This is a genomic window from Pseudomonas sp. P9_2 (assembly GCF_034008255.1).
Classification (GTDB): Bacteria; Pseudomonadota; Gammaproteobacteria; order Pseudomonadales; family Pseudomonadaceae; genus Aquipseudomonas; species Aquipseudomonas synxantha_A.
On the sequence record NZ_CP125376.1, the window covers coordinates 2,605,781 to 2,631,388 of the forward strand.

Consider the following 25,608-nt stretch of genomic DNA (forward strand, 5'->3'; position numbering starts at 1 on the left):
GTAGGACACCGTGAACCCGGTTATCAAAAAATTCCAGTTCGGTCAGTCGACCGTTACCCTCGAGACAGGCCGTATCGCCCGTCAAGCCTCTGGCGCAGTGCTGGTTACCGTTGACGACGACGTTACCGTACTGGTGACCGTGGTTGGCGCCAAGACCGCTGACCCGAGCAAGGGCTTCTTCCCTCTGTCCGTTCACTACCAGGAAAAGACTTACGCTGCCGGTAAGATCCCTGGCGGGTTCTTCAAGCGCGAAGGCCGTCCTTCCGAGAAAGAAACCCTGACCTCCCGACTGATCGACCGTCCGATCCGTCCGCTGTTCCCGGAAGGCTTCATGAACGAAGTGCAGGTTGTCTGCACCGTCGTTTCCACCAGCAAAAAGACCGATCCGGACATCGCTGCGATGATCGGTACTTCGGCTGCGCTGGCTATCTCCGGTATTCCGTTTGATGGCCCAATCGGCGCCGCTCGCGTTGCTTTCCACGAAAGCACAGGTTACCTGCTGAACCCATCCTACGAGCAGCAGAAAGCTTCGAGCCTGGACATGGTCGTTGCCGGTACCTCCGAAGCCGTATTGATGGTTGAGTCGGAAGCCAAAGAGCTGACCGAAGACCAGATGCTGGGCGCCGTACTGTTTGCTCACGACGAGTTCCAGGTGGTAATCAACGCGGTCAAGGAATTGGCTGCCGAAGCTGCCAAGCCAACCTGGACCTGGGCTGCTGCTCCGGAAGCTACCGACCTGCTGGGCGCTATCCGCTCCGAGTTCGGCGCTGCCATCTCCGACGCCTACACCATCACCGTCAAGGCCGACCGTTACGCTCGCCTGGGCGAGCTGAAGGATCAGGTTGTCGCCAAGTTGTCCGGTGAAGAAGGCCAGCCTTCTGCCAGCGACGTCAAGGCTGCATTCGGTGAAATCGAATACCGCACCGTTCGCGAAAACATCGTTAACGGCAAGCCACGTATCGACGGTCGCGACACTCGCACCGTGCGCCCGCTGAACATCGAAGTCGGCGTGCTGCCCAAGACTCACGGTTCGGCGCTGTTCACCCGTGGTGAAACCCAGGCCCTGGTAGTTGCGACTCTGGGTACTGCCCGTGACGCACAGCTGCTGGACACCCTGGAAGGCGAGAAAAAAGACCCGTTCATGCTGCACTACAACTTCCCTCCGTTCTCGGTGGGCGAGTGTGGCCGCATGGGTGGTGCTGGTCGTCGTGAAATCGGTCACGGCCGTCTGGCCCGTCGTTCGATTGCTGCGATGCTGCCGGCTGCCGACGTGTTCCCGTACACCATCCGTGTCGTATCGGAAATCACTGAGTCCAATGGTTCCAGCTCGATGGCTTCCGTTTGCGGTGCTTCCCTGGCGCTGATGGACGCTGGTGTGCCGATGAAGGCGCCGGTTGCCGGTATCGCCATGGGCCTGGTTAAAGAAGGCGAGAAGTTCGCCATCCTGACCGACATCCTGGGCGACGAAGACCACCTGGGCGACATGGACTTCAAAGTAGCCGGTACCGCTAAAGGCGTAACCGCGCTGCAGATGGACATCAAGATCAAGGGCATCACCGAAGAGATCATGGAAATCGCTCTGGGCCAAGCCCTGGAAGCGCGCCTGAACATCCTCGGCCAGATGAACCAGATCATTGGCCAGTCGCGTACCGAACTGTCGGAAAACGCTCCGACCATGATCGCGATGAAAATCGACACCGACAAAATCCGTGATGTTATCGGTAAAGGCGGCGCGACCATCCGTGCGATCTGTGAAGAGACCAAGGCTTCGATCGACATCGAAGACGACGGCTCGATCAAGATCTTCGGCGAAACCAAGGAAGCGGCTGAAGCTGCACGCCAGCGCGTCCTGGGCATTACCGCTGAGGCCGAGATCGGCAAGATCTACGTCGGCAAGGTTGAGCGCATCGTCGACTTCGGCGCATTCGTCAACATCCTGCCGGGCAAAGACGGTCTGGTTCACATCTCCATGCTGAGCGACGCTCGTGTTGAGAAAGTGACCGACATTCTCAAAGAAGGCCAGGAAGTGGAAGTGCTGGTACTGGACGTGGACAATCGCGGCCGTATCAAGCTGTCCATCAAGGACGTAGCAGCAGCCAAGGCTTCGGGCGTTTAATCACCCCGCGTTCTAGCTGAAAAAAAGGGACTCTTCGGAGTCCCTTTTTTGTGGGAGAAGGAAATTCCCCTAAAATCAGTTGTTTAGTCGCCTGCAAAAAACCGCAACTTGCACGCAGGCACGACCTGCTTCATGCAACTTGCACGATTTCGAAAAGCGCGCTGTTTTTTAACTTGTTGTTTTATAACGATTTTGTCCTGTTATCCCACTTGGCACGCCGCCTGCACTATCCCTGTTAACGCTGCCGCATCAAGGTTCACACGCTGCAGACTTTTAATAAAACAGGAGTTACTCGTATGAAGAAGTTCGCTCTCGCTACCGCAACTGCTACCGCTCTGACCCTGGCCATGGCTAACGCCGCCTTCGCTCAGCCAACCCAGGCGCCAATGACCCTGGCAGCTGGCGAAATGACCAAGGCTAAAGAGTCCACCTCGGATACCTGGATCACCACCAAAGTCAAAGCAGACCTGCTGACTGAAAAAGGCATCCCAGGCTCCGACATCAAGGTAGAAACCAACAAAGGTGTGGTTTCCCTATCTTCGGACGTAGCTATCTCGGACTCGCAGAAAGCGACTGCTGTAGCCATCACCAAGAAAATCAAAGGTGTGAGTGCTGTTTCGGCTGACGGCCTGCTGGCTGGCGGCGCTGTCAAAGCTGACGGCATCGACAAAACCAAAGGTGCGGCTGCTGATGCCAAAGAAACCACCAGCGACACTTGGATCACCACCAAAGTGAAGGCTGACCTGATTACCGAAAAAGGTATTCCTGGCACTGATATCAAGGTCGAGACCAACAAAGGTGTAGTTTCCCTGTCGTCCCCGACTGCTGTGACTGCATCGCAGAAAGAAACTGCGGTTGCCATCACCAAGAAAATCAAAGGCGTTAAAGCTGTATCGGCCGACGGCCTGAAAGCAGAGTAACGTTCAAGGTTTCGTCTGAACGATATAGCGGCGGCTTAGGGTGAGCTAGTTATCCACCCGATGCACCTCTGGAGTTCATGCGACCGACCACACGGATGTGGTCATTACAGGCCCCGGCACTTGTGTCGGGGCCTGTTCTATTTTGGGGTTGAAACAAAAACTGCCAGCCCCCCCAAAAATGTGGGAGCTGGCTAGCCAGCGATGCTGGCACCTCAGTCATTCAGTTGCACCGAGGTGGTGCTATCGCAGGCAAGCCAGCTCCCACATTAGGATAGGCGTTGCTCAGAAGTTACTCAGCATCCAGATGCATTGGGGTGATGACGCGACCATCTTTCTCCGCCTGCCCCAGCTGCGCATCAATGAAGTACACCCGGTCGTCTTCCAACTGGCCCTTGTCCACCAAGTAATCCTTGATGGTACTGGCGCGCTCCTGGCCCAGTTGGCGCAGCAGCACATCACTGCCGCTCCAGAACTTGATCACACCCTCTTTGAGCTTCGCCGAGCGCTCATCGCTGCCCAGGTCTTTCCATTCGGCGGGAGGTTGCTGTTTAAGACGGGTGCGGTAGATACCTTCCAGCAACGGTGCTTTTTCTTTCTCGGGCACTTCAAGCAACGAAGCTTGGGCCGGGACTTTGTCGCCACGGCGCTGGAGGATCTTGTAGTAGTTGTACTGGTATTCACGTTCCAGTCGCTGTGCCGCCAGGAACGGCCCGTCGCTGCTGGCAGCAGCCGTGCCTTCGATTTCCAGGCGCAGGGTAGGGCGCTCTTTCAATGCCTTGGCCAAGGTATTCAGCGCGCCCTCGGCATCTTTGTTCAGCTCACTGGAGCCCGCGGCGAACGAAACATTACCCAAGTCTTCAGAGCCGCCACCCGTCACCAGCCCGCCAATAAACTTGAAGGGCGCCGTCGCTGCGCGGACGACGAGGTTACGCAGGGTCTGCCACACAATCGGCATTACGCTGAATTGCGGGTTGTTCAGGTCGCCACTGACCGGCAGTTCGATCGAGATCTTGCCGTCGCTGTCCTTGAGCAGGGCGATGGCCAGGCGAATCGGCAAGTCCACCGCATCGGAGCTGTCGACTTTCTCACCCAGTTGCAACTGTTCGACCACCACTTTGTTTTCGGCCTTCAACTGGCCCTTGGTGATCACGTAGTGCAAGTCGAGATTCAGCCGGCCCTTGCGGATACGGAAGCCTGCGAACTTGCCCGAGTAAGGTGTCAGGTTGGTCAACTCGACACGTTTGAAGCTGGTTGCGATATCCAGGGCTGCCATCGGATCAAACGGGTTCACGCTGCCCTTGATGGTCACCGGGGCGTAACGGTCTACCTTACCCTTGATATCGACGCTGGCCGGTTTGGCCTGGCGACTATCGATGGTGCCAATCTGGCCGTTGAGCTGTTGAATCGCGGTGGCGAAGTTGGGCGTGAGGCTAAAGTCGGCAAAGTTGGCCGAACCATCGTTAATTGCGATCTGCCCGATGTGGATGCCCAAGGGTTTGTCTTTGCTGGCCGCCGGCTTGGCGGCTGATTTGGCACCACTGTCGGCAGGCTGGGGAATCAGCAAGTCATCGATGTTGGTGGTGCGATCGTCGTTGATCATGAAGCGTGCATACGGCTGCAGCAGGTTGACCTTGTCGATCGACAGGCTCTGACCGTGCTGATAGTTCACACCCTCCAGTACCAGGCGCTGCCACTTGAGGAAGTCGCGGGTCTTGAGGGTGTCCAGGGTATGCAACTGATCGACCTGAGCGCGGCCGGTGATTTGCAGGGCCAACGGCTCGGTGCTCTTGAGGTTCACATCCAGGTTGCTGCCCAACATGCCGCTGCGCAGTTCCAGGCGAATAAATGGGCTGATATACGACTGGGCCACCCGCAGGTCGATGTCCTGGGTATTCACTTTCAGCTTGGCGCTGACCGGGTTGAGGTTAACCTCGCCGGTTGCCTGGATCTTGCCTTGCTTGCCCACGCCACTATCGACCTTCAAGGTGAAGGGGCTTTGGTTGAGGCTGTCGAAGTTCTGCATGTCGACATTCAACGGGCCCAGTTCCAGCGCCACCGCAGGTTTGGCCTGGCGGTCGGCCAGATGTACCTGATAGTTACGCAGTTGCACATCCTTGAGCATCACTTGCCAGGGTTTGCTTGGCGCTGCCGGTTGAGGTTCAGGCGTGTCGGCGTTGGCTGGTGCTGGTGCTGGCTTGCCTGGCTGGCTGGCGAACAGTTTCTGCCAGTCGAGTTGGCCATCGGCTTCAAGAGCGGCCCAGGTTTCCAGCTTGTTGCTGCGGATTTTGCCGACAACTACTTGCTGCTTGGCCAGGTCCACCGTGGTTTCGCTGACATCCAGGCGTTCCAGGCGTACCAATGGCCGGCCATCCGGCGCCTTGATCGCGAAGGGCGCAATGCTGGCGGCGGTGTTGGTCAAGTTCAGTTCGGTCTCTTTGGCCAGGCTGAACTTATAGTCGGTGCTGAAGTTAAGCACGCCGTCCTCCAGCACCAGCGGCAAGGCGTCACGTACATACGGCCACCAGGCTTTCATCTTGCCGTCGGTGACCTTCAAGGTACCTTCGGAGGTGATCGGTACCAGGCTGACATTCCCTTTCCAGTCGATCTGCCCGCCGTCAGGGCCAGCGGCCACCAGGGTCATGTCGGCGTTGTCTTCGGGCAGGGTGCTGAGGTTTTTCAGCTCGAAGTCGAGTTTGTCGTAGAGGAATTCGATAGGTTCGCTGGGGCGCAGATCTCTGAAGTGCAGATTGCCGCCCGCCAGTTTGATGCTGTCGATACGCAGCGGGAACGGTTTGGCATCGGGATCTGCGGGAGTCGGTTCGCTCGGCGGCAGTTTGAACAACTGCGCCAGGTTCAACTGGCCGGATTTGTCGAACAGCAGTTCGGTCTTGGGCTGGTCCAGTTGCACATCGGCCAGGTGCAGGGCGCGGGTCCAGAGACTGTCGGCCTGCAGGTTGGCGTAAAAGCGCTGGAAGCCCACTTGTTCTTTGCCCGGCTCACCGATCTTCAGGCCCCACAGCGTGAGTTCCAGGCTGAACGGGTTGAGCTCGATGCGCTCGATTCGCGCCGGCACCGTGGCGTAATTCGCCAACTGTTGGTTGGCAATGCGAAGAGCGATGCCGGGTAAAATCAGAAAGCCCAGCAAGCTGTACAAAGCCAGGGCGGTCAACAAGGCGCCTGCGGCGCGGATCAATCCTTTGGGCATGGGTGACGCCATCTGTGTCGAACGAGAGTGCCTTGGAGTATGGCACGGTAATTCGGTTCCGAAGAACAGTGGCCGCTGGGAAACTTCCTACAAATGCAGGATCAAGGTCTTTAACGGAGGCTGCTGATCCGTGGAAGGAAAGTCCGCCCCGGGTGTCATGACCTGCCAGTCGCGCACTGGGCGACCGGCTTTTTCTGCGCAACGCAGCACCTGTTCACGCCAGTCATCCATGCTGACTTTGGCCAGGTTGTTACAACAGATCAGTACGCCATTGTCAGCGGTGGTCAGCAGCGCTGGCTTGAGCAAGCTCTGATAGTCGCGCAGCAGGTCGACGGTGCCGAACGCGCTCTTGGCCCAGGCGGGCGGATCAAGCAGGACCAGGTCGTACTGGCGCTGCTCCAGGCGCGGATAGCTCGGCAGTTTTTGGCCGCGACGCTGGGTGATCGGCAGGCCCGCCAGTTGGCGAATGGCCGGGAAGTAATCGGACTGTACGAATTCCATGCTCGGCAATTGTGGGTTGAGCAGGCCGTTTTCACGCCCAACCGCCAGGTTGCCCTCGGCAAAATCCAGGTTGCACACTTCGCGTGCGCCGCCGGCGGCCGCGCTCAAGCCCACGCCGCAGGTGTAGGCGAACAGGTTCAGCACGCTTTTGCCGGCGCTGTGATCCTTCACCCAGCCACGGGTGTTACGCAGGTCGAGGAACAGCAACGGGTCCTGCCCGGCATGGCGCCCCCGCACACGGTAGCTGAGGCCCCACTCGTGGCCGACCAGATCTTCCAGCGCCGCAGGCTCTGCGCGGTATACCGTGTCTTCACGATCGATACGCGAGTTGCCTCGGGCACGGTCGTTGTACACCAGCAGCAATTCCAGGCCCATGTATTGGTTGATCAGCTGATGCAGGTCCAGAAGGTCTGCGCTGTCCAGCGACTGATGGAAGCTCTGCACCAGCAATTGCGGGCCGTAGCGGTCGATGGTCAAGCCGCCGGCGCCTTCCTGGCTGCCGTGGAATAGCCGGTAGCAGTCCGTACCCTGGGCGTGCAGTTCGTTGATCAGGTCTTGGCGGTGATCGAGGGCGGCGCGCAGCGCCTGATTCAGGGGGGTCATGAAGCGCGCCTTGCTTGCAGAAAAATAAGAAAATCGGGGCGCGGAGTTTAACAGTTAACCCCGGCCTGCACAGGCCGGGGATTATCCTGAGCGCTATCGGTTCAGGCGTTTGTCGATCAACCCGTCTACGACGCTTGGGTCAGCCAGGGTTGAGGTATCGCCCAGGCTGTCCAGTTCGTTGCAGGCGATCTTGCGCAAGATGCGCCGCATGATCTTTCCGGAGCGGGTTTTCGGCAAGGCAGGCGCCCACTGGATCAGTTCCGGTTTGGCAAAGCTGCCAATTTCCTTGCTGACCAGGTCCAGCAAGTGCTTTTTCAGCGCATCGCTGGGCTCGACGCCGTTCATTGGCGTTACAAAGGCATAGATGCCCTGGCCCTTGACGTCATGGGGATAGCCGACCACAGCGGCTTCAGCGACCTGGTCATGCAGCACCAGGGCACTCTCGACCTCGGCGGTGCCGATGCGATGGCCGGATACGTTGATCACATCATCGATGCGACCGGTGATCCAGTAGTCGCCGTCTTCATCGCGGCGCGCGCCGTCGCCGGTGAAGTAGTAGCCGGGATAGGGCTTGAAGTAGGTGTCGACCATGCGCTGCGGGTCGCCGTAGACGCTGCGAATCTGCCCCGGCCAGCTGGCCTTGATCGCCAGCACGCCACTGCCGGCGCCGCTGATTTCCTTGCCCTGCTCATCGAGCAGCACCGGTTGTACGCCGAACATCGGCTGTGTCGCGCAGCCCGGCTTGATGCGCCGGGCGCTGACCAGCGGGCTGAGCATGATGCCGCCGGTTTCGGTTTGCCACCAGGTATCGACGATGGGGCAGCGCTGTTCGCCCACCGCATTGAAGTACCAGTCCCAGGCTTCCGGGTTGATCGGCTCACCGACACTGCCCAGCAGGCGCAGGCTGGCGCGGGAGGTGCTCTCCAATGGACCGTGGCCTTCACGCATCAGGGCGCGCAAAGCGGTGGGCGCGGTGTAGAAAATATTCACCTGATGTTTATCGATCACCTGCCAGAAGCGCGAGCTGTCCGGATAACTCGGTACGCCCTCGAACATCAGCGAAGTAGCGCCATTGGCCAGCGGACCGTAGACGATGTAGCTATGTCCGGTGACCCAGCCCACATCGGCGGTGCACCAGAACACTTCGCCCTCTTGGTAGTCGAGTACGTACTTGAAGGTCATCGCCGCTTGCAGCAGGTAGCCGCCAGTGGTGTGCAGCACGCCCTTGGGTTTGCCGGTGCTGCCGGAGGTGTAGAGGATGAACAGCGGATCCTCGGCGTCCATCGGCTCGGGTGGGCAGTTGTCGCTGGCGGCGTCCAGGGCCGCTTGGTACTTGAGGTCGCGGCCCTCGTTCCAGTTCACGCTGGCTCCGGTGCGCTCGACCACCAGCACCGTGCTGACGTTCGGGCAACTGGCCAGGGCTTTATCGACATTCTGTTTCAGCGCCACGGGCTTGCCGCCGCGCACGCCTTCGTCGGCGGTTATCACGGTGCGGCAGTCGGCATCGAGAATACGGTCACGCAGGGCGTCAGGCGAAAACCCGCCAAACACCACTGAGTGCACCGCGCCAATTCGCGTGCAGGCCAGCATGGCGTAGGCCGCTTCCGGGATCATCGGCATGTAGATGCACACGCGGTCGCCTTTTTTCACGCCACGGTTTTTCAGCACATTGGCCAGGCGGCTGACGTTTTGATGCAGTTGGCGGTAAGTGATCGTGGAGGATTTTGACGGATCGTCGCCCTCCCAGATGAAGGCCGGCTGATCGGCGCGTTGCGCCAGGTGACGGTCAATGCAGTTGTAGCTGACGTTCAGTTGGCCGCCGGCAAACCATTGGGCGGCACCGGTATTGATGTCTGACTGCTGGACGGTGTGCCACGGTGTTATCCAGTCCAGAAAGGCCTTGGCCTGTTCGGCCCAAAAAGTGTCCGGCTGTTCGATGGATTGGCGATAGAGGCGCTGATAGTCCTCTTGACTGAGTTGCGCAGCCCGGCGGACGGCATCGGCGGTGGGAAACGTGCTGATATCGAACATGAGCGATCCTTATTCTTGTTTTTGCGACAAGTGATAAAGATGCACCCTGTGGTGGGAGGGTTCAAGGCCAACGTCCAAACAGACGTTGGCCTTGAGTGATCAGCATCAGCCGCGGTGACGACCGCGGAAGTAGTTGATCAGGCCCTGGGTCGAAGCGTCCTCGGCTGAGGTTTCTTCGGCGCCCGTCAGGCGGTTGTAAACGCCTTTGCCCAGTTCTTTGCCCAGTTCAACGCCCCATTGGTCAAAAGCGTTGATGCCCCAGACCACGCTCTGCACGAACACCTTGTGCTCATACATCGCCACCAGCGCACCGAGGCGACGCGGGCTGATGCGTTCGACCACGATGGTGTTGCTCGGACGGTTGCCCGGGATCACCTTGTGCGGTGCCAGCTTCTGCACTTCCGCTTCCGGCAGGCCCTTTTCACGCAGCTCGGCTTCGGCTTCGCCGCGGGTCTTGCCGAGCATCAGTGCCTGGCTCTGGGACAGGCAGTTGGCGTATAGCCACTGGTGGTGATCGGAGACCGGGTTGAAGCTGACGATCGGCACGATGAAGTCGGCCGGGATCAGTTGCGTCCCTTGGTGCAGCAGCTGGTGGTAAGCGTGCTGCCCGTTGCAGCCTACGCCGCCCCAGATCACCGGGCCTGTATCGGTGGACACTGGCGTGCCGTCCTGGCGCACGCTCTTGCCGTTGGATTCCATGTCCAGCTGTTGCAAATGCTTGGTGATGTTACGCAGGTAATGGTCGTACGGCAGGATCGCATGGCTCTGCGCGCCCCAGAAGTTGCCGTACCACACGCCCAGCAAACCCAGCAGCACAGGCATGTTGGCTTCGAACGGCGCGTTCAGGAAGTGCTGGTCCATGGTGTAGGCACCCGACAGCAGTTCCTTGAAGTTGGACATGCCGATGGCCAGGGCGATTGGCAAGCCAATCGCCGACCACAGCGAGTAACGCCCACCTACCCAATCCCACATCGGGAAGATGTTCTCTTCGCGAATACCAAAGGCCACGGCCGCCGCGTTGTTGCTCGAAACGGCGATGAAGTGGCGATACAGCTCAGCTTCCGAACCACCCTGGGCCAGGTACCAGGCGCGGGCGGCCTGGGCGTTCTTCAGGGTTTCAAGGGTGTTGAAGGATTTGGACGAGACAATGAACAGCGTGGTCTCGGCGCGCAGCTTCATGGTCAGCTCGTGGAACTCGCTGCCGTCGATATTCGCCAGGTAGTGGCAACGCACGCCTTTGTGGGCGTAGGACAACAGTGCTTCGGAGACCAGTTCCGGACCGAGGAACGAACCACCGATGCCGATGTTCACCACGTCGGTGATCGGCTTTTCGGTGTAGCCACGCCACAGGCCGTCGTGGATGCGGCCGACCAGGTCAGTGATCTGGTTCAGCACCTTGTGCACGTCCGGCATGATGTTCACGCCGTTGACCGACAGCTTGTCACCCACCGGGCGGCGCAGGGCGGTATGCAGCGCCGGGCGGCCTTCGGAAGAGTTGACGGGCTCGCCGGCGTACAGCGCATCAATCGCGCCTTTAAGGTTCACTTCCTTGGCCAGGTCCACCAGCAGGTCGCGGGTTTCGCTGGTGATCAGGTTTTTCGAGTAATCGAGGAAAAGTCCGCAGCTGCTCAAGGTAAATTGGGAAAAGCGCTGAGGGTCGGCATTGAACGCTTCGCGCATGCTGAAATCCTGCATGGCTTGGCGATGTTGAACAAGCGCTTGCCAGGCGGGCAGAGCGGTAACGTCGTGAGGGGTGCGGTAGTACGCCATCGCTGCGGGTTTCCTTTTATTACAGGGACTGCCTTTAGGACACTTAAAAGCCCGGAACATCCATTCTTGTCTCAACGACTGGGTTCCAGACAGCGCTAACCATAGCGCAGGGCGATTACATTAAACCTAGCGTGTGGATATGTCTTGGCTTTGTCTGCGCTGTGGCCGGTACTTTTTTATACCGGCACAGCCGTCGGGGCAACAGGTGGAGGGTAAAGTGGGGTCAGGCGAGGTTCAGGTGCAGGTTATCGATCAGGCGCGTGGCGCCCAGATAAGCGGCGACCAGGATCACCACATCCCGATCTTCAGCCGTGGCCGGGCGCAAATTTACGCCTTGGCGCACTTCCAGGTAGTCCATGCGTAGCCCTGCGGCTTCAATCTGCTGGATTTGCTCGGCGCGAAGCTTGGCGAAATCATGATCACCGTCTTGGATGGCCGTGGCGATCTGGCTGAGCGCGTGGTACAGCACCGGCGCGATCGCACGTTGTTCCTCGGTGAGGTAACCGTTGCGTGATGACAGCGCGAGGCCGTCCGCTGCACGCACGGTGGGTTCACCGATAATCTGGATCGGCATGTTCAGATCGCGGACCATGGCGCGAATGACTGCCAACTGTTGGTAGTCCTTCTGGCCAAATACGGCCATGTCGGGCTGGACCATGTTGAACAACTTGCTGACCACCGTGGCCACGCCTTCGAAATGCCCTGGGCGGCTGGCGCCGCACAAGCCTTCGGACACTTGTGGCACGCTGACGCGGGTCTGGCCGTTCATGCCATCGGGGTACATTTCCTCGACAGTGGGCGCGAACAGCAGGTTGCAGCCCGCCTGCAGGAGTTTTTCCTGGTCGGCGGCCAATGTGCGCGGGTATTTATCCAGATCTTCGCCGGCACCGAATTGCAGTGGATTGACGAAAATGCTCGCCACCACGAAATCCGCCTGCTGCGCGGCCTTGGTCACCAGGGTGGCATGGCCGCTATGCAGGTTGCCCATGGTAGGCACAAAGCCGATGCGTTTGCCGGCGCTGCGGGCGTGGGTCACGGCAGCCCGCAGTTCGCGGACGGTTTTAACGGTGTTCATGCCGAGAATCCGTGTTCAACGCCTGGGAAAGTCACATTCTTGACTTCGCTGACGTAAGCGCTCAGGGCTGCGTGAATGCTGTCCTGGCCGGCCATGAAGTTCTTCACGAACTTGGGCACGTGACCGCTAATCGACAGGCCGAGCATGTCGTGCAGGACCAGCACCTGGCCATCGGTGGCGGAGCCGGCGCCAATGCCGATTACCGGCACTTTGACGGCCTGGGTGATTTCTGCGGCCAGTTCGCTGGGGACGCACTCCAGCACAATCATCGCGGCACCGGCTTGTTCCAGGGCGATGGCATCGGCACGCATCTGGCGTGCCTGGGCTTCATTGCGACCCTGTACCTTGTAGCCGCCGAGGATGTTCACCGACTGCGGGGTCAGGCCCATGTGCGCACATACCGGTACACCGCGTTCAGCCAGCAGCCGGATCGACTCGGCCAGCCACACGGCGCCTTCGACTTTGACCATATGGGCGCCGGCCTGCATCAGCTTGCCGGCGTTCTGGAAGGTCTGCTCAAGCGTGGCGTACCCCATGAACGGCAGGTCGGCGATGATCAAGGCGCCGTCGTTGCCACGCTTGACGCTGGCGGTGTGGTAGGCAAGTTCATCCGTGGTCACGGGCAAGGTGCTGTCATTCCCTTGAAGAACCATGCCCAGGGAGTCGCCCACTAACAACACTTCAACCCCGGCCTGGCAACAGGCGTTGGCGAAGGTGGCGTCATAGCAGGTCAGCATGGTGATTTTTTCACCCTTGAGCTTGAGGCTCTGCAAGGTGGTCAGGGTAATGTCTGGCATGAAAAGGGTCCTCGTTCAGGCGCTTGGAAACAGCGAGTAACGCGCGTGAGTCTTCGTTTATACAGGCGCACTGTCTTGAAAGCAGTGCTTATAAGGCCTGGATTGCGCCCTGTAGCGCCGGGTTGGCGGCAGCGGGACGCCTATAGTCGTGAGGAGGACACGGGAAGTCAATTGGATGTGTTACCGCATTGTTACGATGGCGGTGTTACCGCTGTTACTGACGCCATTGCGCAACTTGTGCGCGGTTTTACGGCAGAGGAGATCAAATGTGGAAGCTGGCTTGCCTGCGATGGCATCCACGCGGTGTGGCTGATACACCGAGTCGCTTGTATCGCAGGCAAGCCAGCTCCCACATTGACCGAGTCATTCTTGCGGTAAGCGTTCCAGGCCGACGAATGGGCAGGCTGTGAGCAGGGCGCTCAAGCGTTGGCCGTCAGGCAGTTGCAGGTCGGCTGACGCCAGTTCAGCCAGCGGATACAGCACAAAGGCGCGCAGATGCATCTGGTAGTGCGGCACCTTGAGGCGCGGTTCGTCGATCAGGCGATAACCGAACAGCAAGATATCCAGATCCAGTGTGCGTGGGCCCCAGCGCTCAAGCCGTTCGCGGCCCTGGTCATTCTCGATGGTTTGCAGTGCGTCGAGCAGGTCCAACGGCGCCAGGCTGCTGTCCAGTGCCGCAACCGCGTTGGTGTAGCGCGGTTGGCCCGGGAGCAGGGAGTCACTTTGATAGAAGGCGGACACACCAGCGAGGTGGGTGCCAGGCAGTTGCGCCAGCGCCTCGATCGCGCTGCGCAATTGCTGTTGCGGGGCAGCCAGGTTGCTGCCCATGCCGATGTAGATACGTTCCACGTTTATTCGCCCGCGGCGCCCGAGGCATCGGCACTGCTGCGTTTACGCTTACTGCCGCTGCGGCGACGCTTTTTCGGCCCTTCACCGGCACCATCGCCTTTGCTGCCAAGCTCACGAATCATTTCGCGGCGCTGGCTGTCATTGGCGTCCTGATAGTCAGTCCACCATTCGCCCAGGCCATCGGTCTGCTCACCGGCGCTTTCGCGCAGCAGCAGGAAGTCGTAGCCGGCACGGAAACGCGGGTTGTCCAGCAGCAGGTCGGCACGCTTACCGCTGCGACGCGGCAAACGCTCCTGCATGTCCCAGATTTCGCGGATCGGCATGGTGAAGCGTTTCGGGATAGCGATGCGTTGGCATTGCTCGGCGATCAGTTCGTGAGCGGCTTCCTGCATGGCCGGGATCGGCGGCATGCCACGGTCCTGCAGGCGCAGTACGCGCTTGGGCAGCGCTGGCCACAGCAGGGCGGCAAACAGGAATGCCGGGGTTACCGGTTTGTTCTGCTTGATGCGCAGGTCGGTATTGACCAACGCTTCGCTGATTAGCGTGTGGGTGTACGTCGGGTTGTATTCCAGCGCCTCGGCACTGGCCGGGAACAGCGGGTCGAACAACTGCAGGTCGACGAGCATTTCGAAGGTGTCGGCGGCATACCCCGAGAGGAACAGCTTGAGCACCTCTTCGAACAGGCGTGCCGAGGGGATTTCCCGCAGCATGGGCGCCAGATCGCGAATCGGCGTGGCAGTGTGCTTCTCGATACCGAAGTTGAGTTTGGCCGCGAACCGCACGGCGCGCAGCATACGCACCGGATCTTCCTGATAGCGCTGGGTCGGGTCACCGATCAGGCGGATCAGGTTATTGCGAATGTCGTGTACGCCATTTGCGTAATCGAGGATGCGCTCGCTGACCGGATCGTAATAAAGGGCATTGATGGTGAAGTCGCGACGTTGCGCGTCCTCCTCCAGGGTGCCGTAGACGTTATCGCGCAGGATGCGCCCGCTCTCGTTGCGGGAAGACTGATTGGTGTCTTCTTCGTCATCGTTTTGCGGGTGACCGGCGCGGAAGGTCGCGACCTCGATGATTTCGCGACCAAAATGGATATGCACCAGCTTGAAGCGCCGGCCGATGATTCGTGCGTTACGAAACTCGGCGCGCACTTGTTCAGGCGTGGCACTGGTGGCTACGTCGAAATCCTTGGGCGTGATATTGAGCAGCATGTCGCGTACGCAACCACCCACCAGGTAAGCCTGGTAGCCGGCGTTCTGCAAACGTTCGACGATGTTCACTGCATAACGGCTGAATTGAGCGCGCTGCAACGAATGCTGGCTGCTGTTGAGCACTTCAGGCGTGCTGCGTTTGTGTTGCGTACGACGCAAGGGAGAACGGAATGACTGGAACAACTTCTTCAGCATGGGATGCACTGTTTGAAGGAATGTTCGGCCATAACGAAGAATGACCGCATGATGGGCGGGGATTCTAGCATTTAGTCAGGGGATGGTGTAGGAACAAGCTACAGGCATTGCGCCATAAGCGTTTTGGGGGCAAATCCCGGAAACTACAAGGGGAGCCGAAGCTCCCCCAGAAGTAGTTGCGTGCTCTATTTTTATTATTGATTTCGGGCTTCTTGTTTTTGTTGATCGCCCTCGCCATGAAGCTTCACCTTCATGACACTCCCAATCGAGAGTCAAGAGCAAACGGATTGCTTTGGTCGCTGTGTTGCTGATCTACGATCCAACCAGTTCAGGCTCTGCCTTAGGGCAGTTTTTGTTGTTCTCGGCCTGGTTGCGGGGCAAGCCCCAAATGCAACGCCTCTCCAAAAGAATCAGTTAGCTGCGCCTCCGCCGTGTTGTTTTTGTTATGCGTGAGTCGATTCGTCTTATTTTTATTGTCTTGTACAAAGCTTGTTATTGTTTTTGTACTAAGCATATAGCAGGGTGCGTGCCAACTTTTGTGCCGGCCAGAAAAATCAGGGGGTTGAGGTGGTTTTGCAGTTTTCGGGGGCAAAAAAAAGCCGGGGCTTCGTTACCGTAAGCCCCGGCTTTTGTTACGTGAAAAGTCAGCGGTAACAGTTTTTTCACATCTGCAGGTGTTACCTGTGGGGGCGCCCCCTCAACTCTCGCTGGCAACCCCGGTCTTGCGCCGCGGAATGCCCAGGCGCTGGCGCCGCTCCCACAGGCACTTGCGACTCACACCCAGTTTGCGGGCCAGTTCGGTCTCGGTCATATGGTCCTGATGTTCCAGGACGAAATGCTGGAAGTAGTCTTCCAGTGACAAATCCTCCGTCGGCTCATGACTGGTATTGCTACCGCCGCCCTGTTGTGGGGCCAGGCCGATGAAGTCATCGTCTTCCAGGTCACTGAGCTCGATATCGATGCCCAAAAGCTCGGCGGAAATCTCCGGGCTTTCCGACAGGATCACCGCGCGCTCCACGGCGTTCTCCAATTCCCGCACGTTACCCGGCCACGAGTAATGCCGGATTGCCTGCTCGGCGTCCGCGGCAAACTTCAGGTCGGTACGGTTGATGCGTGCGCTCTGGCGTAACAGGAACGCACTGGCGATCTCGTTGACGTCGGCGCCGCGCTCGCGCAGGGCTGGCAATTTGAGGGCGATCACGTGCAGGCGGTAATACAAGTCTTCACGGAACTGGCCGATCTTGGCCAGGCTCTTGAGGTCACGGTGCGTCGCTGCAATAAGCCGCACATCAACCTTTTGCGATTGCACCGAACCGACTCGGCGAATCTCGCCTTCCTGCAACACCCGCAACAAGCGCGCCTGGGCTTCCAGTGGCAGCTCGCCGATTTCATCGAGGAACAAGGTGCCGCCGTCCGCCGCTTCAACCAGGCCGGCACGCCCGGCGCTGGCGCCGGTGAACGCGCCTTTCTCGTGACCGAACAGTTCGGACTCGATCAGCGATTCAGGGATTGCCGCACAGTTCACCGAGATCATCGGTGCCTTGGCGCGCTTGGACAGGTTGTGCAGGGCGCGGGCTACCAGCTCCTTGCCGGTGCCCGACTCGCCCTGGATCAATACATTGGAATCGGTCGGCGCCACCTTGCGGATCTTGCTGTACAGATCCTGCATCGGCGGGCAGGAGCCGATGATGCCGATCTCGCCATTGCTGTTGTCCACACCAGGTTTGTCGGCGCCGTTGGTCGCTTTACCGGCTGGGCGTTGTTCGGCAGGCGCGCTGCTGGCCGACTGACGGTCACGCAGGATGCGGGCCACGGCCTGGAGCATCTCATCGTGATCGAAAGGCTTGGCGATATAGTCCACCGCGCCCATCTTCATCGAGTCGACCGCCGAGCGCAGGCTGGCGTAGCTGGTCATGATCAGCACCGGGGTGCCTTGGCCCAGCTTGATCAGCTCGGTGCCCGGGGCTCCAGGCAGGCGCAGGTCGCTGACAATCAGGTCGAACGTGGGGATGCTGAACCGCTCCTGGGCTTCCTGCACCGAGCCGGCTTCGCTGACCTGGTACTGATTTCGTTCAAGCAGGCGACGCAAGGCAGAGCGGATAATGGTTTCGTCTTCGACGATCAAAATGTGCGGCATTGATTCAATTCTCTCGACGGTCTCAGTTCACAGCGGACGTCGCTTCGACATGACGCGGCAAGGTCACCCGGATACGGGTGCCGCGTTGGCTTTCGGTGTCAGCCGGGCTGTCGATGGTGATTTGTCCATAATGCTCTTCAACGATGGAATAGACCAGTGCAAGGCCCAGACCGGTACCTTCACCGGGGTCCTTGGTGGTGAAGAAGGGTTCGAACAATCGGTCCATGATGTTCTGTGGGATGCCGCTGCCTTCGTCCTCCACGATCAGGTCGACCGTGTGCTCGAAAGCCTCGCTCTTGACGCGCACAGCACTGCCGGCCGGCGATGCATCGCGTGCGTTGGACAGCAGGTTGATCAGCACTTGGGCCAGGCGTTGCGAGTCGCCATCGACCCAATGTTCCGGATCACACAGATTAAAGAACTGTACTTCGAAATTGCGCCGATTCAAGGCCAGAAGCCCAATGGCGTCCTGCGCGACCTCGGCCAGGCATACCGCTTCGTCCTGGTTTTGATGCGCGCCGGAGTGGGCGAAGCTCATCAGCGACTGCACAATGCGCGAAACACGCTTGGTCTGTTCAAGGATCTGCCCGCTGATTTCGGTGATTTCACCGTCTTCCTCGCGCTCTTCGCGCAGGTTCTGCGCCAGGCAGGCGATACCGGTGATCGGGTTGCCGATTTCGTGGGCCACGCCGGCTGCGAGACGACCAATACTGGCCAGGCGCTCGGAATGCACCAGCTTGTCTTCGAGCATCTGTGTGTCGGTGAGGTCTTCCACCAGCAAAACCAGGCCGCTGTTACCGGGGGCCAGGGGCTCATCAATGGCGGCTTTGTGCAGGTTGAGCCAGCGGGTCTGGCCGTCGAGGGCCAGGTGCTGCTTGTGCAAATGCTCGTCGGGCAGGTTGATAAACCCCTGGAGCAGTTCTTTCCACGGATCGGCCAGGGTATTGAGGCGCGAGCCCACTACCCGCTGCGCGGCGATGCCGGTGAGTTCTTCCATGGCCTTGTTCCACATCAGGATTTCCTGGTCCTTGGCCAGGGAACAGACACCCATCGGCAGTTCCTGCAAGGTCTGGCGGTGGTAACGGCGCAAGGCATCGAGTTCGGCGGCCAGGCCGGTGAGGCGTGAGTGGTAATCCTCCAGCCGGCTTTCGATGAAATGAATGTCTTCGGTCACGTAGTTTTCGCCGCCCGCCTTGTAGGGCAGGAAGGTTTCGACCATGTCCTGGGACACGCTGGGGCCCATCAGGCCGGAGAGGTTGGCCTCGATACGGTCACGCAGACGGCGCAGGGCATAGGGGCGACGCTCGTCGAACGGCAGGTAGAGGTCACGCAGTGCTTGCTCGACCTCCTTTTGCGCCGCCTTGGCGCCCAGAGGCTTGGCCAGTTGCGTGGCAAACTCCTGGGGCGAGGCTGCGTGCAGCTCGCGGCGTTGCGGGCGACGCACGTTGTCCACTGCGCAGGCTTCGGCGGCGCTGGTTTCTTCGGCGCTGGCGTTGGTGAACAGTGAGATCAGGGTAAACATCAGTACGTTGGCGGCCAGCGAGGCGATAGCCGCCATGTGCCAACTGGTGTCGTCGAGCACGTAAATCATGTTCAGCAACGGGATGTAGAATCCCTGCAAGTTGCCGACCAGTGGTAGCAACATGGTGACGATCCACACCAGGATCCCCGCCAGCAGCCCGGCGATAAAACCACGGCGGTTGGCGGTCGGCCAGTACAGCACCGACAACACCCCCGGCAGGAACTGCAAGGTGGCGACAAACGCGACAATGCCAAGGTTGGCCAGGTCTTGCCCGGCGCCGAGCAGCAGGTAGAACCCGTAGCCGGCGGTAATGATCGCAACGATCAGCGCACGGCGGGTCCATTTCAACCAGCGGTAGATATTGCCTTCAGCCGGCGGCTGGTACAGCGGCAGCACCAAGTGGTTGAGTGCCATGCCCGAGAGTGCCAGCGTGGTGACAATGATCAATCCACTGGCCGCCGACAAACCGCCGACATACGCCAGCAGTGCCAACGCCGGGCTGTTGGCGGCAATGCCGATGCCCAGGGTGAAATACTCAGGGTTGGTGGTGGCCCCCAGTTTCAGGCCGGCCCACAGGATCAACGGCACCGCCAGGCTCATCAGTAACAGAAACAGCGGCAAGCCCCAGCTCGCACTCACCAGTGAGCGTGGGTTGAGGTTTTCGGTGAAGGTCATGTGGTACATGTGCGGCATTACGATCGCCGAGGCGAAGAACACCAACAGCAGCGTGCGCCACGGGCCTTCCTGCAAGGGTGTGTGCAGGGCGGCGAGGGCAGTCTGGTTTTGCAGCAGCCACAGCTCCAGCTGTTGCGGGCCGTCAAATACGCCGTAGAGCGCATACAGGCCGACGCCGCCGATGGCGATCAGCTTGATGACCGACTCAAAGGCAATTGCGAACACCAAGCCTTCGTGTTTCTCGCGGGTAGCAATATGGCGCGAGCCGAAGAAAATTGTGAACAGGCTGATCAGTGCACAGAAAGCCAGGGCAACACGGTGTTGCACGGGTTCGCGGGTCAGGATGCTGATGGAGTCTGCCACTGCTTGAATCTGCAGGGCCAGCAACGGCAGTACGCCGATCAGCATGAAAATCGTGGTCAGCGCACCGGCCCAGGTACTGCGAAAGCGGAAGGCAAACAGGTCCGCCAGGGATGATAACTGGTAGGTACGAGTGATTTTCAGGATCGGGTACAGCAACACCGGCGCCAGCAGGAACGCACCGGACACCCCCAGGTAACTGGACAGAAAACCGTAGCCGTACTGATAGGCCAGGCCCACCGTACCGTAGAACGCCCAGGCGCTGGCGTACACACCCAGGGACAAGGTGTAGGTCAGCGGATGGCGAATGATCGCCCGCGGAATCATTCCGCGCTCACTGATCCAGGCCACGCCGAACAACGCAGCCAGGTAGGCGGCGCTGATCAGCAGCATCTGGGTGAGGCTAAAGCTCATCGGCATCTTTTTGGCTCTGCAGGATGAAGGTCACGACGATCAGGATCAGCCACAGCAGATAAGGGCGATACCAGGCACCCGTGGCGTCGATCCACCAATCCATGATGGCGGGGGAGAACAGGTAGATCCCGACGACCAGCAACAGGACCAATCGATAGATGTACATATTGGCCTCTGATTAAAAATCTGCGGCGATGGTAACGGATGGCGGGCAACCTGCAAGCGCCTTCAACTCAATTGCGCTTCGGCCAGCGTGAGTGTGCGCGGGATCTGCGTCGCGTCCCAGTGCGTAATGCCCCAATCCAGCAGTTCTCGTGGGCTTGCGTAAAGCAGTTCGTTACCGGCTGGCTGGCCGAGGGCGCGCAGTGCGCGAAGCAGCAAGGGCGTGGCCTGGTCGGTGGTCAATGGTGGGGAACGGTAGGATTTGCCCAGTTTGTTGCCGTCCGGTTGCACAATCAGCGGTACATGCAGGTAACGTGGCTGGCGCAGGCCGAGCAGTTCTTGCAGGTAAAGCTGGCGCGGTGTGGAGTCCAGCAGGTCCGCGCCGCGCACGATATCGGTAACCCCTTGCCAGGCATCGTCGAGGACCACGGCCAACTGATAGGCGTAGAGGCCGTCGCGGCGCCGGATGATGAAGTCGCCGGCGTCGCGGCCCAGATGCTGTCGGAACTCGCCCTGCACGCGGTCGGTAAAGTGGTATTCCAGTTCGGGTACACGCAGACGGATGGCAGCATCCTGCTGGTCGTGGCCGGCATTGCGGCACAAGCCTGGGTAAATCCCGTTGTAGGGTTCCAGTTGCTTGCGCGAGCATGTGCAGGCATAGGCCAGGCCATGGTTGAACAGGTCATTCAGCACTTTGGCGTAGGCGTCATGCCGCTCGCTCTGCCGAACCAGCTCGCCATCCCACTCAAAGCCGTAGCGTTCCAGGGCATGCAGGATCGCTGCCTGGGCGCCGGGCTCTTCACGGGGAGGGTCAAGGTCTTCCATGCGCATCAACCAGCGGCCATGTTGGGCGCGTGCGTCGAGGTAGGAGGCGAGGGCGGCAACCAGGGAACCGAAGTGCAAATGGCCGCTGGGCGTGGGGGCGAAACGCCCGATATAGGTAGAGGCTGTCATGGGCGGATACTACTGCAAAACCGGTAAACGCCAGAAACAAAAATGGGGCGTTTGCACGCCCCATTCGTTCAGCTCGGCAGGGTTACTTGCCGACCTGTTTTTCCTTGATTTCAGCCAAGGTCTTGCAGTCTACGCACAGGTCCGCAGTCGGGCGGGCTTCGAGGCGGCGAATACCGATCTCGACGCCGCAGGATTCGCACCAGCCATACTCTTCGTCTTCGATCAATTGCAGGGTCTTGTCGATCTTCTTGATCAACTTGCGTTCGCGATCACGAGCGCGCAGTTCAAGGGCGAATTCCTCTTCCTGGCTGGCACGGTCTGCCGGGTCCGGGAAGTTGGCTGCTTCGTCCTTCATATGGTCAACCGTGCGGTCGACTTCCTGCATCAAGTCCTGCTTCCACTGCTTCAGGATTTTGGAGAAGTGCTCGCGCATGGGCTTGCCCATGTATTCCTCGCCCTTGGATTCAACGTAGGGCTGGAAACCGCTGATGCTCTGTTGCTTTGCTTGGGTGGACATGAATAGACCGCCTCTCACTCTTCTAATCCATTGCGCAGGATTGCAACGTCACCGACACCTGCCGGCCCTGCGGCTGCAAGCGGGCGAACTTACCAGATAGATTCAGGGTGCGCTACTCCCGGTTGTCGAGCTCCAGGGCAAAGGGGTTGCAAACTGCAGCAGCCCGCCATGACTGGGTATGTATCGCCTCGAATGTTGATTTTAGCTGTTTTACGAGCGTGCGCAGGGTGCACTTGCAGCCCCAATCAGGCAATAGAGCATGTTTTACCGCGAGGGTTCGGTAGAATCCTGATTTTGTCCTCACCGTTAAGGAAGGCTAATGGCTCAGCCCTACAGTGCGCGCAGTCGCGCCATCGAACCTTTTCATGTCATGGCGTTGCTGGCACGCGCCAATGAGCTGCAGGCTGCCGGCCACGACGTGATCCATCTGGAAATCGGCGAACCGGACTTTACCACCGCCGAGCCGATCATCCAGGCCGGCCAGGCTGCGCTGGCCAATGGCAAGACGCGCTACACGGCGGCCCGTGGGGTGCCCGAGTTGCGCGAGGCCATCAGCGGGTTTTACCAGCAGCGCTACGGCTTGAGCGTCGATCCCGAGCGTATCCTGATTACGCCCGGTGGCTCCGGCGCGTTGCTGTTGGCCAGCAGCTTGCTGGTCGACCCTGGCAAGCACTGGCTGCTGGCTGACCCAGGCTACCCCTGCAATCGACACTTTCTGCGATTGGTAGAGGGCGCGGCGCAATTGGTGCCGGTAGGGCCTGAGGTCCGCTATCAGTTGACCGCCGATCTGGTCGCCAGGCATTGGGATCAGGACAGCGTGGGCGCGCTGGTTGCGTCCCCGGCCAATCCTACCGGCACAGTCCTCACAAGGGACGAACTGGCAGGCTTGTCGAGTGCAGTCAAAGCGCGTAACGGCCACTTGGTAGTGGACGAGATCTACCACGGCCTCACCTACGGCACCGATGCCGCCAGCGTGCTGGAAGTCGACGATGAGGCCTTCGTCTTGAATAGTTTTTCGAAGTATTTCGGCATGACCGGCTGGCGCCTCGGTTGGCTGATAGCGCCTCCTGCTGCGATCAGCGAATTGGAGAAACTGGCGCAGAACCTCTACATCAGTGCGCCGAGCATGGCCCAGTACGCTGCCTTGGCCTGTTTTACCCCGCAGACCCTGAGCATTCTTGAAGAGCGTCGCGCCGAATTCGGCCGGCGTCGTGACTTTCTGCTGCCGGCCCTGCGTGAGCTTGGATTCGGTATCGCCGTGGAGCCGGAAGGGGCGTTCTATTTGTATGCCGATATCAGCGCGTTCGGCGGCGATGCCTTCGCGTTCTGCCGTCACTTTCTGGAGACCGAGCACGTGGCTTTTACACCCGGGCTGGATTTCGGTCGTTATCAAGCGGGCCACCATGTGCGTTTTGCCTACACGCAAAATATTGACCGGCTGCAAGAAGCGGTGGAGCGCATCGCTCGTGGCCTGCGGAGCTGGCAAGGCTGATGCGCTTTTATCCTCCTCTTGAAGAAGGGCGGCTGATCCGCCGCTACAAGCGCTTTCTCACCGATATCGAAACCGTTACCGGCGAGTTGCTCACCATTCATTGCCCGAACACCGGCTCGATGCTCAATTGCATGGTCGAAGGTGGCCAGGTCTGGTTCAGCCGGTCCTCGGACCCCAAGCGCAAGTTGCCAGGTACCTGGGAAATTGCCGAAACGCCCCAGGGCCGGCTGGCGTGCGTCAACACTGCGCGGGCCAATCAGCTGGTTGAAGAAGCGCTGCTGGCTGGCGTGATCACTGAACTCAATGGCTTTACGGCGCTAAAGCGTGAAGTGCCTTACGGTCAGGAGAAGAGCCGCATTGACTTTCGCCTGGATTACCCTCAGGGCGCCGCCTTCGTGGAGGTCAAAAGCGTCACCCTGGGTTTTGACGCAACCTCGGTGGCGGCTTTTCCTGACGCAGTGACGCAGCGCGGCGCCAAGCACTTGCGCGAACTGGCTCACCTGGCGCGTGAAGGCGTGCGGGCGGTGCAGTTGTATTGCGTGAATTTGTCGGGCATCGATGCGGTTCGCCCAGCGGTGGAAATTGACGCCGGTTACGCTGCGGCGTTACGCGAGGCCAAGGCCGCGGGTGTCGAGGTGCTGGCGTACGGCGTGCGGGTTACGCCGCAAGAGATGTATGTCGAGCGTCGGCTGAAGGTGTTGTTGGGCGACTAGAGTTCTACCCACAAGCCTTGTTCATCCTCATGGCCGGGCAGGGCGGTGAGACTCTGGCCTGCGCACGGGCCGGCGATGCACTCGCCGCTCTCGATCAGGAACAGGGCGCCATGGGTGGCGCATTGGATCAGGCTGGCGCTGGCGTCGAGGAAGCGGTCGGGCTGCCATTCCAGCGGGATGCCGCGATGGGGGCATTGGTTGCGATAGAAGTAGGCAATGCCGTCCCGGCGCACGGCCAGCAGTTTGTGGCCATCGATATCAAAACCGCGGCTGCTGTTGGGTGCGAGGTCGCTTGAGGGGCAGAGAAACTTCATTTCAATCCTTAAGTGCCTTGACGTTCAAATGCAAACAATTATCAAATGCCCGCTTCGCCCGTCAGCTGACTGGGTGCTCAATACGATGTCCGGCAGCAATTTTCTGTCACATTGATGAGTGCCCGAATGGCCCTGCTCTAGGAAGGAAACCCTGTTATGCGCCTGAGTACCAGCGCTATTGCGCTTGTTGCCTCATTGCTGGTCAACCACGGGGCACACGCCTCTGAACTGCCACAACGCTGGGTCAGTGCAGGAGGGGCGCTATCGGAATGGGTGACGGCTTTGGGCGGCGAATCGAAATTGGTCGGAGTCGATACCACCAGCCAGCATCCACAGTCGCTCAAGGCGTTGCCGAGCATTGGCTACCAGCGGCAGCTGTCGGCTGAAGGCATTCTCAGCCTGCGCCCGCAAATCCTCGTGGGCACCGAGGAAATGGGGCCGCCGCCGGTACTGGCGCAGATTCGCAATGCCGGCGTGCAGGTCGAGATGTTTTCGGCCCAGCCGGATCTGCCGACATTGAAGGGCAACCTTGAACACTTGGGAAAACTGCTGGGCAGTGAGACCCGGGCAGACGCACTGTTTGCCAAATACGGGCAGGCGCTGGAGCAGCAAAAAAGCTGGGTGACCAAGGCCCAGGCGGCGCAAAAGGCTCCGGGCGTGCTGTTGTTGCTGGGCCATGCCGGTGGCAAGCCGCTGATCGCGGGTAAGGACACGGCCGCCGATTGGATATTGCAGCAGGCCGGCGGTCGTAACCTGGCCACGCACTCGGGCTATAAGCCCTTTTCAGTCGAGTCTTTGGCGGGGTTGAGTCCTGATGTGCTGGTGTTTGCCGATCGCGCGCTGACCGGTGATGCGGCGCGCGCAGCCTTGTTCAAGGAAAACCCGATTCTCGCGTCGACACCGGCAGCCAAGCGTGGGCGAGTGTTTGAGCTGGATCCGACCTTGCTGGTGGGTGGCCTGGGGCCGCGATTGCCAGAAAACCTGGTGAAACTGTCCGCTGGTTTTTATCCGTCCCAGACTAAATCGGCCCCATGACCACGCTGCTTAAGCCCAAGACACTGTTTATTGGCCTGTC

The 25,608-nt window shown here is 59.7% G+C and carries 19 protein-coding genes; 5 read left to right on the forward strand and 14 right to left on the reverse strand.

From position 1 onward, the window contains the following. Positions 1-10 precede the first annotated feature (10 nt). Together pnp and QMK52_RS11645 are read left to right on the forward strand one after the other, a co-directional pair. Entirely contained in the window at positions 11-2,116 is a 2,106-nt protein-coding gene (gene pnp, locus QMK52_RS11640; RefSeq protein ID WP_005791474.1) for a polyribonucleotide nucleotidyltransferase, read from the forward strand. A gap of 296 nt (positions 2,117-2,412) precedes the next feature. After that, positions 2,413-3,036: a BON domain-containing protein gene (locus tag QMK52_RS11645; protein WP_320404111.1), complete on the forward strand. Its 624-nt coding sequence runs from the start codon at positions 2,413-2,415 to the stop codon at positions 3,034-3,036. 289 nt (positions 3,037-3,325) lie between these two features. On the opposite strand, the gene QMK52_RS11650 is transcribed toward QMK52_RS11645, so the two are convergent. The 13 genes from QMK52_RS11650 to dksA form a co-directional block, all read right to left on the reverse strand. Continuing rightward, positions 3,326-6,241, reverse strand: coding sequence for a DUF748 domain-containing protein (locus QMK52_RS11650; RefSeq protein ID WP_005791470.1), 2,916 nt, complete (start codon positions 6,239-6,241; stop codon positions 3,326-3,328). Between the two features lie 87 nt (positions 6,242-6,328). Next, on the reverse strand, positions 6,329-7,345 hold the full coding sequence (locus QMK52_RS11655) for a class I SAM-dependent rRNA methyltransferase (protein WP_078822319.1): 1,017 nt from the start codon (positions 7,343-7,345) through the stop codon (positions 6,329-6,331). Positions 7,346-7,438: 93 nt separating this feature from the next. Then, positions 7,439-9,376: an acetate--CoA ligase gene (gene acs / locus QMK52_RS11660; RefSeq protein WP_320404112.1), complete on the reverse strand. Its 1,938-nt coding sequence runs from the start codon at positions 9,374-9,376 to the stop codon at positions 7,439-7,441. 105 nt (positions 9,377-9,481) lie between these two features. Next, the gene (pgi, locus tag QMK52_RS11665) at positions 9,482-11,146 is read right to left on the reverse strand and encodes a glucose-6-phosphate isomerase (RefSeq protein WP_005791464.1); all 1,665 of its coding nucleotides are present in this window, start codon (positions 11,144-11,146) and stop codon (positions 9,482-9,484) included. Between the two features lie 223 nt (positions 11,147-11,369). Further along, on the reverse strand, positions 11,370-12,221 hold the full coding sequence (gene panC / locus QMK52_RS11670; protein WP_320404113.1) for a pantoate--beta-alanine ligase: 852 nt from the start codon (positions 12,219-12,221) through the stop codon (positions 11,370-11,372). Next, on the reverse strand, positions 12,218-13,018 hold the full coding sequence (gene panB, locus QMK52_RS11675) for a 3-methyl-2-oxobutanoate hydroxymethyltransferase (protein WP_005791461.1): 801 nt from the start codon (positions 13,016-13,018) through the stop codon (positions 12,218-12,220). Before panB ends, panC begins: the two co-directional genes overlap by 4 nt. Positions 13,019-13,381: 363 nt before the next feature. After that, positions 13,382-13,867, reverse strand: coding sequence for a 2-amino-4-hydroxy-6-hydroxymethyldihydropteridine diphosphokinase (gene folK, locus QMK52_RS11680; protein ID WP_320404114.1), 486 nt, complete (start codon positions 13,865-13,867; stop codon positions 13,382-13,384). A gap of 2 nt (positions 13,868-13,869) precedes the next feature. Beyond that, positions 13,870-15,273: a polynucleotide adenylyltransferase PcnB gene (locus QMK52_RS11685; protein ID WP_005791457.1), complete on the reverse strand. Its 1,404-nt coding sequence runs from the start codon at positions 15,271-15,273 to the stop codon at positions 13,870-13,872. A 697-nt stretch (positions 15,274-15,970) separates the two neighbouring features. Then, on the reverse strand, positions 15,971-17,410 hold the full coding sequence (locus QMK52_RS11690; RefSeq protein WP_005791455.1) for a sigma-54-dependent transcriptional regulator: 1,440 nt from the start codon (positions 17,408-17,410) through the stop codon (positions 15,971-15,973). A 22-nt stretch (positions 17,411-17,432) separates the two neighbouring features. Further along, a complete protein-coding gene (locus tag QMK52_RS11695) occupies positions 17,433-20,387 on the reverse strand; it encodes a sensor histidine kinase (RefSeq protein WP_005791453.1) in 2,955 nt (984 codons plus the stop codon). Continuing rightward, positions 20,371-20,547 carry a hypothetical protein gene (locus QMK52_RS11700; protein WP_003176118.1) on the reverse strand — a complete coding sequence of 59 codons (177 nt, stop codon included), beginning with the start codon at positions 20,545-20,547 and terminating at the stop codon, positions 20,371-20,373. The genes QMK52_RS11695 and QMK52_RS11700 overlap by 17 nt, the downstream gene beginning before the upstream one ends. A gap of 62 nt (positions 20,548-20,609) precedes the next feature. Further along, positions 20,610-21,497: a tRNA glutamyl-Q(34) synthetase GluQRS gene (gene gluQRS / locus QMK52_RS11705; RefSeq protein ID WP_005791432.1), complete on the reverse strand. Its 888-nt coding sequence runs from the start codon at positions 21,495-21,497 to the stop codon at positions 20,610-20,612. A gap of 82 nt (positions 21,498-21,579) precedes the next feature. Continuing rightward, positions 21,580-22,014, reverse strand: a complete 435-nt coding sequence (gene dksA / locus QMK52_RS11710; protein WP_005791430.1) for an RNA polymerase-binding protein DksA — start codon at positions 22,012-22,014, stop codon at positions 21,580-21,582. A 319-nt stretch (positions 22,015-22,333) separates the two neighbouring features. Between dksA and QMK52_RS11715 the strand changes: the two genes are divergently transcribed. Continuing rightward, positions 22,334-23,506: a pyridoxal phosphate-dependent aminotransferase gene (locus QMK52_RS11715; RefSeq protein WP_320404115.1), complete on the forward strand. Its 1,173-nt coding sequence runs from the start codon at positions 22,334-22,336 to the stop codon at positions 23,504-23,506. Beyond that, positions 23,506-24,219 carry a DNA/RNA nuclease SfsA gene (gene sfsA / locus QMK52_RS11720; RefSeq protein ID WP_005791427.1) on the forward strand — a complete coding sequence of 238 codons (714 nt, stop codon included), beginning with the start codon at positions 23,506-23,508 and terminating at the stop codon, positions 24,217-24,219. The genes QMK52_RS11715 and sfsA overlap by 1 nt, the downstream gene beginning before the upstream one ends. Here sfsA and QMK52_RS11725 read toward each other — a convergent pair. Next, the gene (locus tag QMK52_RS11725) at positions 24,216-24,533 is read right to left on the reverse strand and encodes a Rieske (2Fe-2S) protein (protein WP_320404116.1); all 318 of its coding nucleotides are present in this window, start codon (positions 24,531-24,533) and stop codon (positions 24,216-24,218) included. The two genes, sfsA and QMK52_RS11725, sit on opposite strands and share 4 nt — an antisense overlap. A 156-nt stretch (positions 24,534-24,689) precedes the next feature. Between QMK52_RS11725 and QMK52_RS11730 the strand changes: the two genes are divergently transcribed. Next, the gene (locus QMK52_RS11730) at positions 24,690-25,568 is read left to right on the forward strand and encodes a heme/hemin ABC transporter substrate-binding protein (protein WP_320404117.1); all 879 of its coding nucleotides are present in this window, start codon (positions 24,690-24,692) and stop codon (positions 25,566-25,568) included. The last annotated feature ends 40 nt before the right edge of the window (positions 25,569-25,608 follow it).

Excerpts from the sequence above, each read along its gene's own strand:
- pgi (WP_005791464.1), bottom strand. The coding sequence starts at position 11,146 with ATGGCGTACTACCGCACCCCTCACGACGTTACCGCTCTGCCCGCCTGG.
- QMK52_RS11730 (WP_320404117.1), top strand. The coding sequence starts at position 24,690 with ATGCGCCTGAGTACCAGCGCTATTGCGCTTGTTGCCTCATTGCTGGTC.
- QMK52_RS11695 (WP_005791453.1), bottom strand. The coding sequence starts at position 20,387 with ATGCCGATGAGCTTTAGCCTCACCCAGATGCTGCTGATCAGCGCCGCC.
- QMK52_RS11700 (WP_003176118.1), bottom strand. The coding sequence starts at position 20,547 with ATGTACATCTATCGATTGGTCCTGTTGCTGGTCGTCGGGATCTACCTG.
- sfsA (WP_005791427.1), top strand. The coding sequence starts at position 23,506 with ATGCGCTTTTATCCTCCTCTTGAAGAAGGGCGGCTGATCCGCCGCTAC.
- QMK52_RS11645 (WP_320404111.1), top strand. The coding sequence starts at position 2,413 with ATGAAGAAGTTCGCTCTCGCTACCGCAACTGCTACCGCTCTGACCCTG.
- QMK52_RS11715 (WP_320404115.1), top strand. The coding sequence starts at position 22,334 with ATGGCTCAGCCCTACAGTGCGCGCAGTCGCGCCATCGAACCTTTTCAT.
- QMK52_RS11690 (WP_005791455.1), bottom strand. The coding sequence starts at position 17,410 with ATGCCGCACATTTTGATCGTCGAAGACGAAACCATTATCCGCTCTGCC.
- QMK52_RS11650 (WP_005791470.1), bottom strand. The coding sequence starts at position 6,241 with ATGCCCAAAGGATTGATCCGCGCCGCAGGCGCCTTGTTGACCGCCCTG.
- QMK52_RS11725 (WP_320404116.1), bottom strand. The coding sequence starts at position 24,533 with ATGAAGTTTCTCTGCCCCTCAAGCGACCTCGCACCCAACAGCAGCCGC.
- panC (WP_320404113.1), bottom strand. The coding sequence starts at position 12,221 with ATGAACACCGTTAAAACCGTCCGCGAACTGCGGGCTGCCGTGACCCAC.
- dksA (WP_005791430.1), bottom strand. The coding sequence starts at position 22,014 with ATGTCCACCCAAGCAAAGCAACAGAGCATCAGCGGTTTCCAGCCCTAC.
- panB (WP_005791461.1), bottom strand. The coding sequence starts at position 13,018 with ATGCCAGACATTACCCTGACCACCTTGCAGAGCCTCAAGCTCAAGGGT.
- gluQRS (WP_005791432.1), bottom strand. The coding sequence starts at position 21,497 with ATGACAGCCTCTACCTATATCGGGCGTTTCGCCCCCACGCCCAGCGGC.
- QMK52_RS11655 (WP_078822319.1), bottom strand. The coding sequence starts at position 7,345 with ATGACCCCCCTGAATCAGGCGCTGCGCGCCGCCCTCGATCACCGCCAA.
- QMK52_RS11685 (WP_005791457.1), bottom strand. The coding sequence starts at position 15,273 with ATGCTGAAGAAGTTGTTCCAGTCATTCCGTTCTCCCTTGCGTCGTACG.
- acs (WP_320404112.1), bottom strand. The coding sequence starts at position 9,376 with ATGTTCGATATCAGCACGTTTCCCACCGCCGATGCCGTCCGCCGGGCT.